Here is a 17,385-nt window from a genome sequence, read left to right as displayed (position 1 = left end):
TCAACGCCTCGTCACCAGAACACCGCCGGCAAGAGCCGTCAGCACGATCAACCCCTGCACCAGTGTCTGGTACTCAAAGGGCAAGCCCGCAAAGAAAATCACATTACCGATCATGCCGAGCACCAGCGCGCCGGCAATCGACCCGGTCGAACTGCCGAAGCCGCCGGAAAGTGCGGTGCCGCCCAAGACCACCGCCGAGATGGAAGAGAGCGCGAGACTTGCGCCCAGAAGCGGATCGCCCGAGGCCGTCTCGCCGGTGAGGCAGAGCGCTGCCAGCGCCGAAAACAGCCCGGAGATCATGTAGGCGCCAATGCGGATGCCGGAGAGGCGCAGGCCCGTCTGGAAGGCTCCGGTGCGATTGCCGCCGACCGCCAGGAGATGCGTGTTAAACGGAATGCGCGATACGATCAGCGTGAAGGCGATGCCGGCCACGAGCACCCACAGCACGAAGGGCACGCCGATGAAGCTGCCGGAATAGGTCTGCCAAAAGGCTTCCGGCACCGGAAGACCCGCCTGCGGCAGCACCCAGATCGCCGTCCCGGCGAAGATGATGCCTGTCGCAAAAGTCGTGACAATCGGCTGGAAACGCAGGCCGGAGATGAAGAGGCCATTGACCAGTCCACAGAGCAGCCCGACAGCCGCACCCGCCGCCATGCCGGCAAAGACGGCGCCCGTCGTACCACCCAGCGCCGCGATGACACTGACGGTGACGACATTGGCGAGCGCCACGATGCTGCCGACCGACAAATCGATATCTCCCGCCAGAATGACATAGGTCTGGCCGATGGCCACCAGGATCAGGGGCAGAAATGTGGTCAGGTTCGACTGCAGCACGGAGGGCTGAACGAAAGACGGCTGCAGAAACGTGTTGACGGCAACGAGAACGGCCAGAACCACGAGGGTGATGATCCAGGGTTGCCTGCGCAGAAAACCGGAAGAGCTCATGCGGCGTCTCCATAAGCGGCGCGGGTCATGTTTACGGATGTCATGTCGGCTCCGGTCAGTTCCGCGGAGATGCGCCCGCCATTGAAGACGAGAATGCGGTCGGCATATTCGAGGATTTCCGCATCTTCCGAGGAATAGAGAAGAATGGTCGCGCCGGCATCGGCCTGCTGCCGCATCAGCGCGAAGAGATCGGCCTTCGCGCCGAGATCGATGCCCTTGGTCGGATCATCGAGCAGCAGCAGTTTTGGTGCGGTGGCAAGCCAGCGGGAAATGAAGATCTTCTGCTGGTTGCCGCCGGACAGCGTGCCGATCGGCATATCCAGGCCGGCGAACTTCGTCTTCATGTCATCCGCGACCTTCTGCACGCGCGGCTTCAGCGTCGCGGGCCGGACCAGCCGCATCTTTTCGCGCACCATGAGGGCCGCGACGAGATTTTCAAAGATCGACCGGCCCTGAAGCGACGCGTCACGCCCGCGGTCACCCGAGACATAGGCAAAACCACTATGAACGGCCTGAGAAGGCTTGCCGATGGTGATGTCACTGCCCTCGAACCGGATTTGCCCCGTTGCAAACGGGCTGGCGCCAAACAAGCCCTTCAGCAAGGCCGATTGTCCCTGCCCCTGCAGACCGGCCAGACCGACGATTTCGCCCGGATAGGCTTCAAGACTGACGCCACGCACGCCCTCGCCCGCAACATCCGTTACCTTGAGGCTGGGGACTGCGGCGGCACGCCCCTGCTGGCGAGCCGGTGCTGCGCGGACATCGCCGACCATATCGTGCACGACGGCCTCGCGGCTGGTGGTGGCCGTATCCAGTTCGGAAATCGTCGCGCCATTGCGCATCACGGTGATGCGGTCGCAGACGGCAAAGACCTCATCGAGACGGTGGGAAATCATGATGGTGGAGACGCCGTCGGCCTTCTTGGCCCGAAGTATCTCAAAAAAGCGCTGCGACTGGCGGCCATCGAGCGCCGCCGTCGCCTCGTCCATGATCATCAGGCTGGCATTCTGGGCGAATACCTTGAGGATTTCGACTAGCTGGCGCTGATCCGGCGGCAGCGTGCCGACGATCGCATCCGGCTCCAGCCCTTCGCCAGCCACGCCTTCAAACAGCGCGATCAGTCTGCCCGCTTCGGCCTTCAGCGCCTTGCTGTCGACAAAGACGCCGCGTTTCGGCTCACGCCCTAGGAAAATATTATCAGCGACGGAAAGCTGCGGAATGAGGCTCAGTTCCTGATAAAACAGCGCGACACCGGCATTTTCGGCGTCCCGCGGGCTTTTGAAGCGCACGTCCTCACCGTTGAACCTGATGGTGCCGCTGGTCGGCGCGACCGCGCCCGCAACGATCTTGCAGAGCGTGCTCTTGCCGCAGCCATTGGCGCCCAGGAGCGCGTGAATTTCACCGCGGCCCACGGTCAGCCTGCCGTCCGAAAGCGCACGCACGGCGCCAAAATTCTTCGTTATGCCGGCCGCTTCCAAAGCGTTCGCCATCGCATGTCCCCGAATTGTGTCTGTCGCAGGCGGATGGCCAAGGCCCGGTCCGCGCTCGAATTTCTGGTTCGGGCCGGCGTTCGCCGCCGGCCCGAGACGGATATTACTTGAAGAACTCGCCCGCCTGTTCCGGCGTCACGGTTGCCGTAACGGACCAGTAGCCGGGTTTGCCTTCTGCAGTCTTGATGTTGTCGGCAAGATTGTCGTTGCTGACGAAGGGGATCGGAATGTAGATGGCGTTGCCATAGGTGCCGCCAAAAATGCCGTCCTTGAATTCCTTGCCCTGCAGCTTCAGGACAGCAACGTTGAGCGCGCTGGCCATGACGCCGGGAGGATTGACCGAAGCGCCGGAATTGAACTTTTCCTTTTCCCAACGGGTCATGAAGTCCTTGCGGATCTCACCGGTTGCGGCAATGTCCTTGGTCTTGCCGGCGGCTTCGATGGCGCGCCATGCGCCGTCTGCCATGCCGTCCTGAACCCAGACGCCGCTAATATCGGGATAGGTTGCAAGCAGGTTCTGCATGGCCTGCTGGCCCTGCGCCTGATCCCAGCTCGCATTGGCTTCGTTCAGCACCTTGATGTCAGGGTATTTCTTGAACACTTCGCGGTAACCGGCGACGCGGGCTTCGTTGGCGGGGTTGCCGGCGATGCCGTTGATGGCGACGACACTTCCCTTGCCCTTCAACGCATCAGCAAGCCATTGTGCGGACTGGGCCGCCCATGCCTTCTGGTCGATGCCGACATAGATCGCATCCTTGGAAGACACTTCCGCATCGGTGGCGATGACGAGAATGTTGCGCGCCTTGGCCTGCGCAAAGATCGGGTCGAAGGCCGTCGGGCTGCCGGGATTGATGAGGATCGCATCAACGCCCTGGTTCATGAAGTTGCGGATGTGACCGATCTGCCCCTGCACATCGACATTGCCGCTCTGAACGACGACTTCGACCTTGACGCCCTTTTCGCCCCACGCTTTTGCGGCAGCCTGAGCCTCTTCGATCATCTGCGTGCGCCATTCGCTGCCGACGAAGGAATTGGAAAGACCGATCTTGAAGCTCTGCTCCTGGGCGTGCGCGGACGTGCCGGCCGCCAGCACCAAAGCGGCGGCAGCCATCAAATGTCTAAACATGAAATTTGCTCCTCCAAGCTCGGTTTTCAACTGATGAAACCGTTTACATCGGTGAATGTAACCGGTTTCATAACTGAGTCAATCCCGAGAATGATTTTTGTTGCGGCGTGCAGAAAGAAGGAAAATGACGGTTGGAAGCGTTCGAAAACCCATATGGAAGAGCGGGATAACCACGCGAGAACGGTCGTGTCATCGGGTTTTCGAGAGGCATATAACCGTTTCCGATCGGGCAGATTTTCACTCGGCTGTGGACAAGCGGGGAATTCCCACATCAAATCGCCGCTCGAGACCAGTCAGGAGAACAACCATGGAAATACTGCGCGCGGGAACACGAGCGTCCGGTAAAGGCCCGGATGCCTGGTTCACCGGTTCGGTCCGTATCGATCCGCTCTTTAACCCCTTCGATGCCGAACGGGTGCAGGGTGCTCAGGTGACTTTCGAACCCGGCGCCCGCACCGCCTGGCACACCCATCCCCTCGGCCAGACCCTGATCGTAGTATCCGGCCTTGGCCGCGCGCAGCGTGAGGGCGGGCCGGTGGAGGAGATTCGCCCCGGTGATATCGTCTGGTTTGAACCGGGTGAACGACACTGGCACGGCGCCGCACCTGATGTGGCGATGACCCATATTGCGCTTCAGGAGGTCAAGGACGGCAAGGCGGTAGGCTGGATGGAGCATGTGACGGATGAGCAATACGGCGCATGACGCTGCTCCGCAGATCTGGCGGATGAACGGCCCGTAGCAGCGTGCGGGAGCGCCGGCATCCGCAGCCAATCCGCTGCGCCTGCGAGCCGGATAAGCCTGTTTGCGGGTCTGCTTCTGGTTTTGCTGCGGATCATCCGAGGTTGGAAGTGACGGACGAATTTCCTGCTCAACTTGATGGCCTGCATCACAGTACCTTCGATTATTTCTGGTCCGGCAGCCATCCTGAGAGCGGCCTTCCGAGGGACAGCATGGGATCGGAGGGTCGGCCGATCCACGACATCACGTCCATATCGGGTGTTGGCTTCGGATTTCTTACACTGATCGTCGGCGTTTACCGTTCCTGGATCACAAGGCAGGCGGCGGTCGACCGGGCAAACCGCATGCTGCGATCTCTCGGCGCGGTGAAACTATTTCACGGTGCCTTTCCGCATTTTGTCCATACGTCTGGCGGCAAGACAATCCCATTTGCAAAGTTCGACGACGGCGGCGATCTCGTCGAGACTGCGCTTCTGGTTCAGGCGCTGATCTGCGCCCGCGAGTTCTTTGGTGAGCAATCATCAGGCGAAATCGATCTGCGCCGGTCCGTTAACGACATCGTGGAGGCGGTGGTGTGGGACTGGTTTACGTAGGGAAAGCCTGGGCCCCTTTTCTAGCATTGGAGCCCCCGGTTCGGCTGGGCGAAGGAACGAGGCACTGGTGTGTTATGTGCTTGCGGCGGAATCAGCCACACACGCGATAGACACGGCATCTTACCACTCCGTTTGGGCGCGCAAGGGCGAAATCAGGAACGGCGAGACTTATCTCGGTGTCAGGTTGCCGCATGCCGAGCCTTTTGGAGGTCCGCTCTTCCTGTCGTAGTTTTCGTTCTGCACTCTCGATCCGCGCGGTCTGGGTGATGCCTATTGCAGCGATTTCTTCATCTGCCGCTGACGGATGAATCGCGGCTTATACAGATTGCGTCGGAACTGGTGAATAATCCGTCCGATCGCAGTACGATGGCGCAGTGGGCAACGCGAGTGGCAATGAGCAAGAATTCGCTCGCACGTCTCTTTCAGCGGGAGACCGGCCTTACCTTTGGCCGTTGGCGCCAACAGTTGCAATTAATCGTCGCAATCCGAAGCCTTGGCAGCAGGGGCGACAGTAAAGGACGTTTCGGGCGACCTCGGATATGAATCGGTGTCGGCGTTCATTACCATGTTCAAGAAGGCTCTCGGAACGTCAACATCAAGATATCTAAGAAACTTCGACCGCTAAAAGTCACGAAAACGGACGGGCAGTCCAGAGGAGATAGAGCATGTTCACCCACGTCATGATCGGCAGCAACGACCTGGAGCGCGCGAGAGATTTCTACAATGCCACCTTCGTCGCTCTGGGCGGCAAGCCTGGCGAGATGGACGCCAGAGGCCGACTGATCTACGCCCATGAAGGAGGACGACTGATGATCACGACACCCATTGACGGCAAACCGGCGACCGCTGCCAACGGTGGAACAATCGGTATCGCGGCCACGACCCCCGACCATGTCCTGGCGTGGCATGCCGCAGGTGTCGCACACGGCGGAACGGCAATCGAGAGCCCGCCCACGGCACGTCCGAACGGGGTGTTCGTTGCATATCTTCGCGACCCCGACGGAAATAAACTGACTGCAAGGACGCCTCAGACGAAATGAGGCAGACAGCCCCGTACACGGTTGGTTTCATGAAATAGAGTCAATCGGTGGTGGGTCCTGATGGGAATTTAATGGGCCAGTCGATCGCGCAAGCGGGGCGTAATCCAATCCAGGAAGCATCGAACCTTCGTTGGCAATGGATCGGCTGGTCCGTAGACGACATTCACGGGTAGCGGTTCCGGCGCAAATTCCACAAGTACTTCCTGCAGGGCGCCAGAACGTAACTGGTCTGCAATCTGGTAGGAGAGCACGCGGATGATGCCGATACCCGATACGGCCGCCTGAATTGCGGCCTCTGTCGTGTTGACCGCAAGCCTTGGGCGGGGTTCGACATTGAAGGTCACCCCGTCGCGGCGGTAACGCACTTCAGGCGCGGTCGCGAAGCCCTGAAAGCTTATACCGTCGTGCCGGACGAGGTCGTCGGGGTCAAGCGGAACGCCCCGCCGGGTGAGATAGTCAGGGCTGGCGCACACGACCCGGCGGACTGCGCCAACACGTGTTACGATCAGCGCGCTATCGGTGAGATGTCCAATGCGAAGGGCGACATCAACATGTTCATCCGACAGACTTATCTGGCGGTCCGTCAGCGTCAGCCGCATATCGATTTCGGGTTGCTCCTTGAGGAATTCCAGTGCAAGTGGCAAAACGTGACGCTCGCCGAAAGTAATTGGCGCGGTTACATGCAGCCCTCCGCGCAGCGCGCCGTAGTCGCCGCTGGCCTGCCGCTCTGCCGCCTCCAGTTCCTCCAAAATACGCCGTGACGCGGCGACGTAATTTCGTCCTTCATCCGTCAAGGTCAGGCCGCGGCGCGTCCGCAGCATCAGACGGGCGCCAAGGTGCTTTTCGAGGTCGGCGACCTTGCGGCTGACGGTGGCGAGCGGGGCCTGCAAACGCCGTGCCCCCGCCGAGAGGCTGCCGGCGTCGACCACCGCGAGCAGGACTGACATCGCTTCGAACCGATCCATTCTATCCTTCCGTAAAATGAGAGGGAATCTCCCGGAATCGTAGGATACCGTATCGGTTTTGGATATCCTAGTTTTCATGATGTCGAGGGGCCTTCCCTCATTGCCAGAATAAGGAGAAAGACGTCATGCCCAATCTTTCGCGTCGTGCCTTTGCCAGCGCTCTTCCTTTTGGCCTCCTCGGGGGCGGACTGATCCATGGCGCGCAGGCCCTTGCCGCAACACCGGAACCGGTTACGACGCTGGCCAGCGTAACGCCGCTGGCGCAGATCCGCGTCGGCCGCTTTACGGTGACCGCGCTGACGGACGGCCATGCAGATATGCCCTACACCTTTTTTCCCGGCCGTGACCCGGCCGAGGTGGAACGGCAGGCAGTCGCCCAGTTCACCGCCAGGCCAAGCGGCGTGCGGTTTCTGTTCAACCAGTATCTTGTCGACGATGGCCAACGTCGCATCCTGATTGATGCAGGCGCAGCGGGCTCCATCGGGCAAACCGGCAATCTGCCGCAAGCCCTCGCCAGGCTTGGTCTGCAGCTTGATCAGATCGATGCGGTCATCGTGACGCACATGCATCAGGACCACATGGGCGGCCTGATCGCCGGCGGCAAGAACAATTACCCGAATGCGGAGGTCTATATCGATCGGCGCGACGTCAGGCATTGGACCGACCCCGCCAAGCGCAGCGGCGCACCCGAATTCCTCCAGACGAGCTTCCAGATGGCGGAAGAAGTGGTGCGCCTCTACCCCAGACTTCAGGCGATCGATGGAGAGCGTGAAATTGTACCCGGCGTAACGATTGTCGACCTGACCGGCCACACGCCCGGCCATATCGGCGTTCGGGTGGAAGATGAGGGAAAGAGCCTTATCATGGTCTCAGACATGATCTTCCCGGTCGTACATCCAGGAGCGACCGACGTGTTCTTTCTGTTCGAGCAGGACCAGGCAGCCGCCAAGGCAATGCGTGATCGCTTTTTCCCTCGCGCCGCGTCGGAAGGCGCACTGATTGCCGCCACGCACATGCCGTTTCCGGGGTTAGGCCATGTCGTTGCCGACCGTGGACAAATCCGTTGGCAGGTTGCGGATTGGGCTTTGCAAGACTGAGGCCGGTTTCGGCCGCCTGGAGAGGCAGATGGAAAATGAGAAAATATCTTGATATTGCAACAACGTCCTCCGTGGCGGCCGCACAGGATCACTATGGAAGTGCCGAGCGATGGGCGCGCATTGCCGCGCGCGGCGGCGCCGATGAGACGCCCGGAAGCCAGCGCCTCGGCCCCGCAGAAGCAGCCTTCATTCGGGAACGCGACGGTTTTTATCTCGCCAGTGTTTCAGAAACGGGCTGGCCTTACGTCCAGTACCGGGGCGGGCCGGCCGGCTTCCTCACCACACTCGACCCGACACTGCTCGGCTTTGCCGACTTTCGCGGTAACCGGCAATATATCACGACAGGCAATGTGCAGGTGAACGATCGCGTCTCGCTGTTTCTGATGGATTACGCGCATCAGCGCCGCCTGAAGATTTTCGCCCGTATGCGGATCATCGACGCAGCAGATAATCCATTGCTGGCAAAGAGGTTGACCATGCCAGACTATCCTGCCCGGGTGGAACGTCTTGTCCTCATCGCCGTGGAGGCATTCGACTGGAACTGCCCCCAGCATATAACGCCGCGCTTCACACTTGCCGAGCTGGAACGTTGGCGCATGGACTGACCAACGCCCCGTTTTCAGGGCTTCGGGAACTTTGTCGAGCCGACGGGGACGGGACATAACCCGCTTCGTCCATCCCCGCGTGCATGTAGGACGATCTGGTCAGGATTGGACTCATTGGTTTTCCGGAGTTCATGCTGCAGCCTTTGTTACGAACGGGAATTCTCTACCGTTCCCCGGACATTCGAGGGCGCATTTGTTGCCTCGTGCGACATTGAATATTGGTCATGCGCGTCTCGCCCAAGACGTTTTCAAGCGACTGTCTAAATACTGAGATAAATATTGACGATTGAGACATTGATGTGGTCTATTCTTCTTTTCGTCGTCAGGTCAAAAAGGGGAACAAAATGACCATTGACACTGCGTATCGTGAGGAAGTGACTTCATCGAGTCCGAGTGAAGTGGATGGAAAGGCCAAGAAGGCGATGCTGGGCGCCGCTATCGGTTATGCGATGGACGGGTTCGATCTGCTGATCCTCGGGTTTATGTTGAAAGCAATTTCGAGCGACCTCTCCCTGAGCCCGGGTCAGGCGGCATCGCTCGTTACCGCGACGCTCATTGGCGCCGTCATCGGGGGCGTTCTGTTTGGCATGCTCTCCGACAGACTGGGCCGTGTCAAAGTTCTGACCTGGACCATCGTACTTTTTGCCGTCTTCACTGGACTTTGCGCCCTTGCACAGGGCTATTGGGACCTTCTTTTCTACCGGACGATGGCCGGCCTCGGCCTTGGCGGTGAGTTCGGCATCGGGATGGCCTTGGTGGCCGAGGCCTGGCCGGCAAACAAACGCGCCAGAGCGTCATCCTATGTCGGTCTGGGGTGGCAACTTGGTGTCCTGGCAGCGGCGATTGTGACGCCAATGCTCTTGCCTGTGATCGGGTGGCGGGGGATGTTCGCGATCGGGATTTTCCCGGCTGTCGTTGCCTACTTCATTCGAAACTCCTTGCACGAGCCCGAGGTTTTTGTCGCAAACAAAGCCGGAAAATCTACCAAATCCTCGCTGCGACTTCTTGTAAAAGACTGGGACACCACAAAACTCAGTATCGGGATGGCTATTCTCTGCTCGGTTCAGAATTTCGGCTATTACGGCGTGATGATCTGGCTCCCGAATTATCTTGCTACCCGGTTTGGCTTTGCACTGACACAATCGGCGATCTGGACGACCGTGACGATTGCGGGGATGGCACTGGGCATTTTTATGTTTGGTCACATTGCAGACCGGATCGGTCGTCGTCCTGCCTTCTTCGGGTACATGTTCATGGCCGCTGTTATGGTCGTGATCTACTCGCAACTGACCGACCCATACGAATTGCTGGTGGCAGGTGCAGTTATGGGATTCTTCGTCAACGGAATGCTTGGCGGTTACGGCGCCCTTATCAGCGAGCTTTTTCCGACCGCGGCCCGCGCTACCGCACAAAATGTCCTCTTTAATGTCGGACGCGGTGTCGGTGGATTTGGTCCCGTCGTGGTTGGCACTATTGCTTCGTTCTACGGATTTGAACTGGCGATCGCGCTGTTGGCGACGTTGTATATTCTCGACATGGTCGCCATGTGGCTCCTGATCCCGGAACGGCGCGGACGTGAGCTTTCCTGACGATTGAGCGAGCATCAACGGCTGCAAATTCGACACCCTGCCGCAGAACGCGGCAGGGTGAACCCGACTGGCAAGCGGAGCGAAATGTTGAAATGATGCCGCCCATGCGGCGTTTTCGGCGCAACAGGAAGATGCATTGATTTTTCGCAGCATAATTTCCGCCTGCCCGTCACTGCAAGGTTCAACGGTCGTCCCATCGAGCGATTGCTTGGCGGTATTTTATCGGGGGGGGTCTAGAAGTTTAGATTTGTATAAATACCATGCAGGCATTGTGGCATGTTGCCCCGATCCTTCCGGTATGCGAACGGTATCGCTCATGTATTAGTCTTTGAAAGTTGGCGGCGGCATCAGGATGACTGACGAAACTGCATATGATGATGTAATTCGGATCGACGAGATTGGTGCGCGATTGCAGGCCTATCGTATCGGTCACGGTCTTTCGCCGGAGGAAATGGCGAAACGTCTCGGCATTTCCCGTGCCGCCCTTTATCGCGCGGAGAAAGGGGAGATTCTCAAGATAGAGCTGCTCGTCAGCATCACCAAGGTGTTGGGCGTTTCTATCCAGAGCCTCCTTGGCGTTGACATCGAATATATTGACACCGCCGGCTCCTTCTTTGAGCGCATGCGTCAGCTCGAGGAGAAGAGCGAGCAGATCATTGGTTTTTTTGGCCCGATCTCTTATCTGCTGACCTCCGAAGTCTACGATGAGATGCTTCAGGAGGTCTTCCTCGATACAGCTCCCATGGATGACGCGACCAAAGACGCAATCCGCCGGTTGATCGATACGTTGAAGGGACGAAAGAAAAACTACCGATTGCGCCGGCCTTTGCTCGTTAGCCTGATCGCCTCCTCAGATCTTGAGCGTTTCCTTCTCCATGGCCTGATTGGTCGCCAGGATTTGCCGGAAGAAGTTCAGAGGCGCCGCCGTGTCATGGCATGCCGGGAAGTGCGCCACATCAGCAGCCTGTTTCGAAAGCAGCCCCTGGGGGTGCAACTGGGGATTCTTCCGCAATCCGTCCCCTCTACCAGCTTCCAGATTTTTCGTCAGGCCGATCACTCGGTGTTGGCTATCAGTCCGTTCCGTTTGGGAGAGCAGCCAAATATTCGCGTCGGGGTCGGTCTGATAACCACCTCCCAGGACGGCGTGCGACTGCATGAGGACATTTCACGTCAAATGTGGGAGCAGGCGCTGAAGGCGACCGAAGCGGCGGACTTCATTGATAATCTGATAGCCAAATACGGTGTGGACGACGACCGGTAGGGTCGAGTGGAACCTCCGGTCTTTCGACGACGCCGCGTCCCGCGCGGCTTACTGTCGCGGAGTAGTTTGCATCAGCCATTTTGACTGACATCAGCCACTGTAGTTCTCCGGCGGCTGATGGTCTGTGGACAGATCCGGTAACTGCCGGAGCGCGCAGTTAACGGGAGAAGCCGTCCCCAAATGGAGACGGCCTCCAGGGTCAGTTCAGCACAGCCGTGACCGCCTGGACGGGATCCTCGGCGTTATAGATCGCGCGCCCGACGATGGAATAGGTGCCCCCGGCTTGCATAACCTCGTTGTGCTTGCCGCCCTGGGCTCCGACGCCGCAGCAAACGATGACCGGGTCGGGACCAATAATGTCTCTGATTTCTGCGATCCTGTTGGGTCTGTTGCCAGGTGCCTGGGTGCCGTAGACCCCCATGTCAGCTGCAAGCCGGGCCATGTCGTTGGCAATTGGAGCGGTAAATAATTTCCCACCCGGATTCGTCAGTTCCAACTGGACAATGATGCCCACGTTATCGCCGGCGGCCTCCATGCATTCCGAAATCCCGTCGGGACCGACAAAGCCGTGCACCATTACGGCTGAACCGCCGTTGTCCGCCACGATTTTCACGATCTGGGCACTCGTATGCGGAACGTCGGCGACCTTGAGGTCAGCAAAGACAGGCTTCCCGTAACGGTCTGCCAGTTTGCGGATCGTTGCAGCGCCCTCCCGCATTACCAGAGGGTTACAGACCTTGATAACATCGACATATTCACTGATGACATCGAGTACCCGGGCATTCTCATCGAAAGAGGGCAAATCCGCCGCGAATATAAGACCGGTGCGTTTTTCTCCCAGAAACTTGCTCATTGTTGCAACTCCATTCTCGTGATCAGATCGTGAAAAAATGCAAGGCCGGATTGCGCGTCGATCAGCCGCGAGAGCGAGAATTCGCATTCCGCGTTCAGCGTGAGCAATTCTCCGTCCGGGCCGTGCGCCACCAGTGCGGCGGGCTGCCTCAGTCGCAAGGTTCGCCAGCGGTGCTCAAGCAGCAGCGTGGCGATCTCGTCGAGTGTCGTCGACCTTAGATGGCCTACCAGGTGGACACGGTCGGGCTCCTCTGCGCAGGGGCGTGGTTCTTCGATTACAAGGCGATCGGATCGATATAGCGTCATGGCCGACCCGTCTCCTCTGCGACAAAGTCCGCAAATATCTGCACAGCCTCTACAGCGCTACGGATCTCGTCTTCACGAGTGAACCGGCTGATGCTGAAGCGGAGGGTGCCGACGTTTCCCAGACCTAGTTCTTCGTGAATTGTCGGGGCGCAGTGAAGCCCTCCCCTAGCGATTATGTCCTGGCTGCGCAGAAAGGGAATCCAGTCAGCTTCCGGTGAGCCCGGCAGCTTGCAGGCGACAACGCCTGAACGCTTCTGATAGGGTCGCCGCCCGAGAGGCTGGATGCCGGGAACCGACTGAAGTCCGCTCCAGAGCATCTCGGTGAGGTTTTCGATCCGACGGCGAATGTCGTGAGCACCGTCATTCTGCTCTTCAAGTGCGGCGCCCAGTGCAAGTATCGCCGGTAAATTCGGTGTGCCAACCTCGACGAAATTCCCGCCAGTATCGCCGAGCGCGAGTTCAGCTGAATTGCTGCCGGTACCGCCAAGAATAAACGGAACAAGCCTGCGGCGCGCTACAAGCACGGCCGCACCAGGCATTGAATGCAGATGCTTGTGAGCCGGAAATACGATGAAGTCAGCGTCATCCAGATCGTCAATGGGGCAAAAGCCGACCGATTGTGACGCATCCACGAGCACAGCCGCTTTCGGAAATCGCGAGCGGATGCGCCTGATGAGCGTCGTCACATCATAAACAGAACCGGTGACGTTACTGGTGTGGGTCAGGCAAACCAGTTTTGGCTCGTCAATGACGTCGAGGAAGGAAAAGTCGGGTTCCTCGTGAAGATCATGAACCCGAGCAACCTGCCAACTGACGCCCGGTATTCCGTTGAGTGTTCTCAGAACCGCGTTGTGCGACCGGTTGTCGGTGACGCAATGGTCTCCCAGACCGACATATCCCCGGATTACGGCATTAAGCGCCAGCGTCGCATCCGAAAGGAAGAAGAGATGCGTGTGGTCCACGCCCAGCAGCGAGGCTATGCGCCCCCGCACCAGTTCGATTTGCGGCTCAGCGCTGTGACGCACATCCGATGGTATCGATTGCAGCGCCGCGGAATAGGCCTCTACCGCAGAGATGGCCTTTGGATATCCTGTGGTGGCATTGTTAAGGTAGACTGACATGATACACCGGCTGCGGAGAGGTGAAGGAGGGAACAGCTGACTGTGAAAAACGGTCCTGTAGATCACGCTCACAGTTGCGGCAGTTGACGCACAGCGCCGGATATTCCTTCCATATGTGCGGCATAGGGATGCGATCCAGCGCCCAAGCGGTGACGCACACGGATGAATGGAAAAGCGGCACGAGGCCCTGTGCCTTTACGGCGGCGACGAAGGTATTGAAATCGTCATCCAGCGGGCGCGCAGTGAGACTGGCATGCACAGGATGAGTATAGGCCGAATCCTGCTGCTGCGTCGTTGTGTAGAGCATCCCGACACAGATCGCATCGGGTCGTTCCGCTTCCAGAACCTGGAGGACATGATCCAGGTCCTTCAGCGTGGCAGGCAGGAATGGCTTCAGATACATGCAGACGAACACACCGTGCTTGCGCGCCAAGGCGAAATTACGAATTCGATCGGCGACAGGGGCAGCCCGTGGCTCGATTTTGCCGGCCTTGGCGAGTGACGAGAAAGAGGTGAAGAGCACGACCTGATTAGGGTAGGCATGGGTGCTGATCACCTCCAGCGCAGCCTCCGGAACCTTTTCCTTCGTCGGAATCTGCACCGGATTGCCAAGCGAGAGCACTGCGCGCAGCACACAGAGAACCTTCTCTGTCGATCGTTCGTCCTTGAAGGGTTCGGAATCCGGGCAGAGCGAGACAATCGTGCCGTTGCGACCCGGCCGGAAATAGGGGGACTGAAGCAAGGCTTCGGCGCTGTTGGAAAGTGCGGCATCATCGACGAACACCTGGGGTCCCGCCGGGGAGATGATATAGCAATAGGAACAACCGCTACCGCAGCCCCGCGTCGTGATATTGATGAACACCCGGTCGCCCGGCTCATCGCCCTGATTGAGAAAATGGATGTGGTCTGGAAAAGGCATTCGCAACTCCTACGAGGCAGATGACCGACTAGCGGTCTGCAAGCGGTTCTTGGATCAGGCGAATAATGGCAAAGATGCCCTCAGAGCCCGCTCGATGCGTGCGGACAGGTCGGACCAGTCAATCTCCGCGTGGGAAAGACAGAAGAAGGATGGGTGCCCCTGAAGGAGCAATATGCCGTGATCGGCAAAGATGCGGGGTATCTTCGCCCGCAGACCGAGATTGTTTTCTATGTCTTCGCTGAAGCGTAATTCAAACAGCGATCCCCCGAGTATCAGCTCGACATAGATCTGGTCTCCAAGGCCGACGTTTGCTGCAGCGTTGGTGAATACATTGACGAAGCGCTCGGAAATTTCTCCAAACATCGAATATCCATGCAGCTCTTCCATGAGCTGATGCGTCGCCGAGGCGGCGAAAACGCCCAAAAGCTCCTTGCAATAGGTTCCGCTTATCTTCGCCTCGAGGTAATCACTGGACATGGATGGCGGGCCGACAAGCAAAGAGACCGGGGCGCCGTTTCCGATTGCCTTGCCAAGCACGACGTAGTCCGCGTCAAGACCGACTGCGGCGAGCGCTCCCATAGGTGAGACCCGTCCTGCGGTTTTTGTTTCATCCGCCACGACCTGAACACCACGATCGCGGCAGAGTGCAATCGCTTCGGAGAGATCCGCCGGCGACATCAATGACAACTGATAGGCGTCAAATAACAACGCGGCATAGGTATCGGGCGCATCGTCAAGAATCTGTCTCAGGCTGTCAATCCGCAGATCAATCCAGTTGACCACGGGTTCGCTCTCGCTCATCCCGCGAGTGAAAGAATTGGGGCGGATTTCACTGCGGTGCGGCGATGAAAGCCGCTCGTGCCATCGTGGACTGTTGCCGATCTGTGCGTCGTGCCAGCCTATATAGCCGCATCGGATCAGACCTTTACGGCCGGTTTTCTTGCACGCCAGCCGAGCGGCTGCAGTCATGGCGTCAGAGGAGTGCTTGAAGTAGCCGACGCTGTGATTTTGATAGGCCTCAGGCAGAAAGGCTTCGAGAAAATCGACGTGTTGTCCGGCATAACCCGGGAAGTGTATTGCGCCAGCCGCTTTCTGCCGGAAAATACTTGTGAAATCAGGCCGCGCATGACCCAGCACAACCGGCCCAAAACCCAGGATGAAGTCGTAATAATTGCGGCCCTTGGTATCTGTAACGAGCGCACCGCTGCCCTCCCTGAAGAGGATTTCCTCCCCGTTTGACAGAAAAAATTGACAAACACCCGATGTTGCAAGCCTTACCATGTCACTCCCTCAATGTGAGTAAATCTCTTGTCGCGTCATCAGGCGAAACTTGCCTGGCGGACGCGCGGTAAATGTTCAGCGAGAATCTTGCGGAAGGTGCGAGATCCGCGGCGCTGAATGCGTGCGGATCAACCAGATGGAAGCCACTATTTTTTGCCGGTTCGGTAACGGTCAGGGGACCGGAGCGCCAGCGGCAGATATAAGACACGACAATCCACTTCGCAGATGCTCCCGACGCTCCTTCCCGTTCATGCTGGAGGCGCATGTGAGAAAACCGCTCGATTTCAATTATGGCCGCTGTTCCGACTTCTTCTGCAATTTCCCGGTGCAATGCGTCCCGAAATCGCTCTGAGTCGTGGCATTGCCCCCCAATCCCCTCAAGGAGGCCAATATTGTCGCGGCACATCGGTCCCCTCTTGATGAGAACCACTTGCCCTTCATCGTTCAGAACAAGTCCTTCAACGGCAAAATTGGTTGTATTGATATCGATGCCCAGCCGTGAGCGGGCCACAAAGAGTTCAGCAATATCCGTGGGTTCCGGGAAGGATAAAAGTGTAGGCATCAGCGCCCCTGCTCTTGCAGCAAGCGAGCTGAACGGGCAAAGCCCGCGATTGTCTCGCGAAGCCGGTCTCTGTCAGGTCCTGCCGAAAGGATTGACCGGGAGACTGTTGGGATTACACGCGATGCACTTGACCCGAACATTTTATGCGCGTCCTGCATCGTTGCCCCCTGTGCGCCGATACCCGGAGAAAGGAAGAGGGATCGGGGCATCGCATCCAGAAGTGTTGCGCTTTCGGCTCCGCCCGTAGCGCCGACGACTGCGCCAACCGGCCCGATATCGCCCTCATTTTCCAGGGCGTCGTTCCAGGCCGTGATGGATGTTGCGACATCAAGAGCGACGCTGCGCCCCTGCGTCATGGCGGATTGAACGGATGCGCCCTCTGGATTGGACGAGCGGACCACCACAAATACCGCCGTCTCCGTCGAAGCCGCTCGCCGAAACAGGGGCGATAGCGCCGAGGGTCCCAGATAAGGACTGGCGGTGACTGCGTCGGCACCGAAGGCGCTTTCGGGCCCAAGCCATGCGCTCGCATAAGCTTCCATGCTCGAACCAATATCGCCGCGCTTTGCATCAGCGATAACCAGCAGGTCCCGCGACTTCGCCTCGCTTATGAAACGAGCAAGCAATTGCATGCCTTCGGGCCCAAAGGATTCAAAGAAAGCCACTTGCGGCTTAACGATGCCGGCCAGCCCGTCAAGGGCGTCAAGAAGCACGCGACAGAGCTGTGCCGCTCCCTGTGCATCGGGCGCAAGCCCCCACGATTGAAGAACCGTGGTTGACGGGTCGAACCCGACGCAGAGTGGTGACACCTTTTGAGCGGTTCGCATAAAGCGCGAGGAAAAGTTGGCGGATGACATGAATACCCTTTTTCGTCATTTCGTCTTAATAATGAGA

Annotated in this window: 19 protein-coding genes and 1 pseudogene; 9 read left to right on the top strand and 11 right to left on the bottom strand. The window is 58.5% G+C overall.

Annotation, left to right across the window (positions count from 1 at the left end):
* From QRN60_RS13385 to QRN60_RS13375, 3 genes are all read right to left on the bottom strand, one after another.
* Complete coding sequence (locus QRN60_RS13385) at positions 1–945, bottom strand: ABC transporter permease (protein ID WP_077998776.1); 945 nt, start codon at positions 943–945, stop codon at positions 1–3.
* The gene (locus QRN60_RS13380) at positions 942–2,435 is read right to left on the bottom strand and encodes a sugar ABC transporter ATP-binding protein (protein WP_077998777.1); all 1,494 of its coding nucleotides are present in this window, start codon (positions 2,433–2,435) and stop codon (positions 942–944) included. Before QRN60_RS13380 ends, QRN60_RS13385 begins: the two co-directional genes overlap by 4 nt.
* Positions 2,436–2,538: 103 nt before the next feature.
* On the bottom strand, positions 2,539–3,561 hold the full coding sequence (locus tag QRN60_RS13375; RefSeq protein WP_035212759.1) for a substrate-binding domain-containing protein: 1,023 nt from the start codon (positions 3,559–3,561) through the stop codon (positions 2,539–2,541).
* A 307-nt stretch (positions 3,562–3,868) separates the two neighbouring features.
* Here QRN60_RS13375 and QRN60_RS13370 point away from each other — a divergent pair, with 307 nt between their 5' ends.
* The 5 genes and pseudogenes from QRN60_RS13370 (at position 3,869) to QRN60_RS13350 (ending at position 5,933) form a co-directional block, all read left to right on the top strand.
* Entirely contained in the window at positions 3,869–4,264 is a 396-nt protein-coding gene (locus QRN60_RS13370) for a (R)-mandelonitrile lyase (protein WP_060726714.1), read from the top strand.
* A gap of 146 nt (positions 4,265–4,410) precedes the next feature.
* Positions 4,411–4,893 carry a hypothetical protein gene (locus QRN60_RS13365; RefSeq protein WP_236760280.1) on the top strand — a complete coding sequence of 161 codons (483 nt, stop codon included), beginning with the start codon at positions 4,411–4,413 and terminating at the stop codon, positions 4,891–4,893.
* A complete protein-coding gene (locus QRN60_RS26525; protein ID WP_306957511.1) occupies positions 4,811–5,122 on the top strand; it encodes a glucoamylase family protein in 312 nt (103 codons plus the stop codon). Before QRN60_RS13365 ends, QRN60_RS26525 begins: the two co-directional genes overlap by 83 nt.
* A gap of 56 nt (positions 5,123–5,178) precedes the next feature.
* Positions 5,179–5,518, top strand: a pseudogene (locus QRN60_RS13355) (helix-turn-helix domain-containing protein); the annotation flags it as partial.
* 40 nt (positions 5,519–5,558) lie between these two features.
* Positions 5,559–5,933 carry a VOC family protein gene (locus QRN60_RS13350; RefSeq protein WP_111791763.1) on the top strand — a complete coding sequence of 125 codons (375 nt, stop codon included), beginning with the start codon at positions 5,559–5,561 and terminating at the stop codon, positions 5,931–5,933.
* 68 nt (positions 5,934–6,001) lie between these two features.
* On the opposite strand, the gene QRN60_RS13345 is transcribed toward QRN60_RS13350, so the two are convergent.
* A complete protein-coding gene (locus QRN60_RS13345) occupies positions 6,002–6,898 on the bottom strand; it encodes a LysR family transcriptional regulator (protein ID WP_060726712.1) in 897 nt (298 codons plus the stop codon).
* A gap of 125 nt (positions 6,899–7,023) precedes the next feature.
* Here QRN60_RS13345 and QRN60_RS13340 point away from each other — a divergent pair, with 125 nt between their 5' ends.
* The 4 genes from QRN60_RS13340 (at position 7,024) to QRN60_RS13325 (ending at position 11,450) form a co-directional block, all read left to right on the top strand.
* Complete coding sequence (locus QRN60_RS13340; RefSeq protein WP_060726711.1) at positions 7,024–7,995, top strand: MBL fold metallo-hydrolase; 972 nt, start codon at positions 7,024–7,026, stop codon at positions 7,993–7,995.
* Positions 7,996–8,030: 35 nt separating this feature from the next.
* Complete coding sequence (locus QRN60_RS13335; RefSeq protein ID WP_111791764.1) at positions 8,031–8,600, top strand: pyridoxamine 5'-phosphate oxidase family protein; 570 nt, start codon at positions 8,031–8,033, stop codon at positions 8,598–8,600.
* A gap of 344 nt (positions 8,601–8,944) precedes the next feature.
* On the top strand, positions 8,945–10,189 hold the full coding sequence (locus QRN60_RS13330) for an MFS transporter (protein WP_020010259.1): 1,245 nt from the start codon (positions 8,945–8,947) through the stop codon (positions 10,187–10,189).
* A gap of 352 nt (positions 10,190–10,541) precedes the next feature.
* A complete protein-coding gene (locus QRN60_RS13325) occupies positions 10,542–11,450 on the top strand; it encodes a helix-turn-helix domain-containing protein (RefSeq protein WP_060726709.1) in 909 nt (302 codons plus the stop codon).
* 199 nt (positions 11,451–11,649) lie between these two features.
* Here the strand turns inward: QRN60_RS13325 and pyrF (QRN60_RS13320) are convergent, their stop codons facing one another.
* Genes pyrF (QRN60_RS13320) through pyrF (QRN60_RS13290) form a run of 7 tightly spaced genes read right to left on the bottom strand, consistent with a single transcriptional unit; the run spans position 11,650 to position 17,348 of the window.
* A complete protein-coding gene (gene pyrF / locus QRN60_RS13320) occupies positions 11,650–12,303 on the bottom strand; it encodes an orotidine-5'-phosphate decarboxylase (RefSeq protein WP_020010257.1) in 654 nt (217 codons plus the stop codon).
* Positions 12,300–12,608 (bottom strand): hypothetical protein, encoded by a 309-nt coding sequence (locus QRN60_RS13315; protein WP_129565252.1) that lies wholly within the window; start codon positions 12,606–12,608, stop codon positions 12,300–12,302. Before QRN60_RS13315 ends, pyrF (QRN60_RS13320) begins: the two co-directional genes overlap by 4 nt.
* Positions 12,605–13,729 (bottom strand): aminotransferase class V-fold PLP-dependent enzyme, encoded by a 1,125-nt coding sequence (locus tag QRN60_RS13310; RefSeq protein WP_060726707.1) that lies wholly within the window; start codon positions 13,727–13,729, stop codon positions 12,605–12,607. The genes QRN60_RS13315 and QRN60_RS13310 overlap by 4 nt, the downstream gene beginning before the upstream one ends.
* A complete protein-coding gene (locus QRN60_RS13305) occupies positions 13,713–14,648 on the bottom strand; it encodes a radical SAM family protein (protein WP_080864563.1) in 936 nt (311 codons plus the stop codon). The genes QRN60_RS13310 and QRN60_RS13305 overlap by 17 nt, the downstream gene beginning before the upstream one ends.
* Before the next feature lie 54 nt (positions 14,649–14,702).
* Positions 14,703–15,929 (bottom strand): aminotransferase class III-fold pyridoxal phosphate-dependent enzyme, encoded by a 1,227-nt coding sequence (locus tag QRN60_RS13300; protein ID WP_060726705.1) that lies wholly within the window; start codon positions 15,927–15,929, stop codon positions 14,703–14,705.
* Position 15,930: 1 nt separating this feature from the next.
* Positions 15,931–16,491: an NUDIX hydrolase gene (locus QRN60_RS13295; RefSeq protein WP_060726704.1), complete on the bottom strand. Its 561-nt coding sequence runs from the start codon at positions 16,489–16,491 to the stop codon at positions 15,931–15,933.
* Positions 16,491–17,348: an orotidine-5'-phosphate decarboxylase gene (gene pyrF / locus QRN60_RS13290; protein WP_223565233.1), complete on the bottom strand. Its 858-nt coding sequence runs from the start codon at positions 17,346–17,348 to the stop codon at positions 16,491–16,493. The genes QRN60_RS13295 and pyrF (QRN60_RS13290) overlap by 1 nt, the downstream gene beginning before the upstream one ends.
* Positions 17,349–17,385 lie beyond the last annotated feature (37 nt).

This window comes from Agrobacterium sp. CFBP2214, from assembly GCF_030209895.1.
GTDB classification, from domain to species: domain Bacteria; phylum Pseudomonadota; class Alphaproteobacteria; order Rhizobiales; family Rhizobiaceae; genus Agrobacterium; species Agrobacterium radiobacter.
This window is presented reverse-complemented; position numbering and strand designations above follow the sequence as displayed.

Coding starts and splice junctions, on each gene's coding strand:
- QRN60_RS13385 (WP_077998776.1), bottom strand. CDS start 945: ATGAGCTCTTCCGGTTTTCTGCGCAGGCAACCCTGGATCATCACCCTC.
- QRN60_RS13380 (WP_077998777.1), bottom strand. CDS start 2,435: ATGGCGAACGCTTTGGAAGCGGCCGGCATAACGAAGAATTTTGGCGCC.
- QRN60_RS13375 (WP_035212759.1), bottom strand. CDS start 3,561: ATGTTTAGACATTTGATGGCTGCCGCCGCTTTGGTGCTGGCGGCCGGC.
- QRN60_RS13370 (WP_060726714.1), top strand. CDS start 3,869: ATGGAAATACTGCGCGCGGGAACACGAGCGTCCGGTAAAGGCCCGGAT.
- QRN60_RS13350 (WP_111791763.1), top strand. CDS start 5,559: ATGTTCACCCACGTCATGATCGGCAGCAACGACCTGGAGCGCGCGAGA.
- QRN60_RS13345 (WP_060726712.1), bottom strand. CDS start 6,898: ATGGATCGGTTCGAAGCGATGTCAGTCCTGCTCGCGGTGGTCGACGCC.
- QRN60_RS13340 (WP_060726711.1), top strand. CDS start 7,024: ATGCCCAATCTTTCGCGTCGTGCCTTTGCCAGCGCTCTTCCTTTTGGC.
- QRN60_RS13335 (WP_111791764.1), top strand. CDS start 8,031: ATGAGAAAATATCTTGATATTGCAACAACGTCCTCCGTGGCGGCCGCA.
- QRN60_RS13330 (WP_020010259.1), top strand. CDS start 8,945: ATGACCATTGACACTGCGTATCGTGAGGAAGTGACTTCATCGAGTCCG.
- QRN60_RS13325 (WP_060726709.1), top strand. CDS start 10,542: ATGACTGACGAAACTGCATATGATGATGTAATTCGGATCGACGAGATT.
- pyrF (WP_020010257.1), bottom strand. CDS start 12,303: ATGAGCAAGTTTCTGGGAGAAAAACGCACCGGTCTTATATTCGCGGCG.
- QRN60_RS13315 (WP_129565252.1), bottom strand. CDS start 12,608: ATGACGCTATATCGATCCGATCGCCTTGTAATCGAAGAACCACGCCCC.
- QRN60_RS13310 (WP_060726707.1), bottom strand. CDS start 13,729: ATGTCAGTCTACCTTAACAATGCCACCACAGGATATCCAAAGGCCATC.
- QRN60_RS13305 (WP_080864563.1), bottom strand. CDS start 14,648: ATGCCTTTTCCAGACCACATCCATTTTCTCAATCAGGGCGATGAGCCG.
- QRN60_RS13300 (WP_060726705.1), bottom strand. CDS start 15,929: ATGGTAAGGCTTGCAACATCGGGTGTTTGTCAATTTTTTCTGTCAAAC.
- QRN60_RS13295 (WP_060726704.1), bottom strand. CDS start 16,491: ATGCCTACACTTTTATCCTTCCCGGAACCCACGGATATTGCTGAACTC.
- pyrF (WP_223565233.1), bottom strand. CDS start 17,348: ATGTCATCCGCCAACTTTTCCTCGCGCTTTATGCGAACCGCTCAAAAG.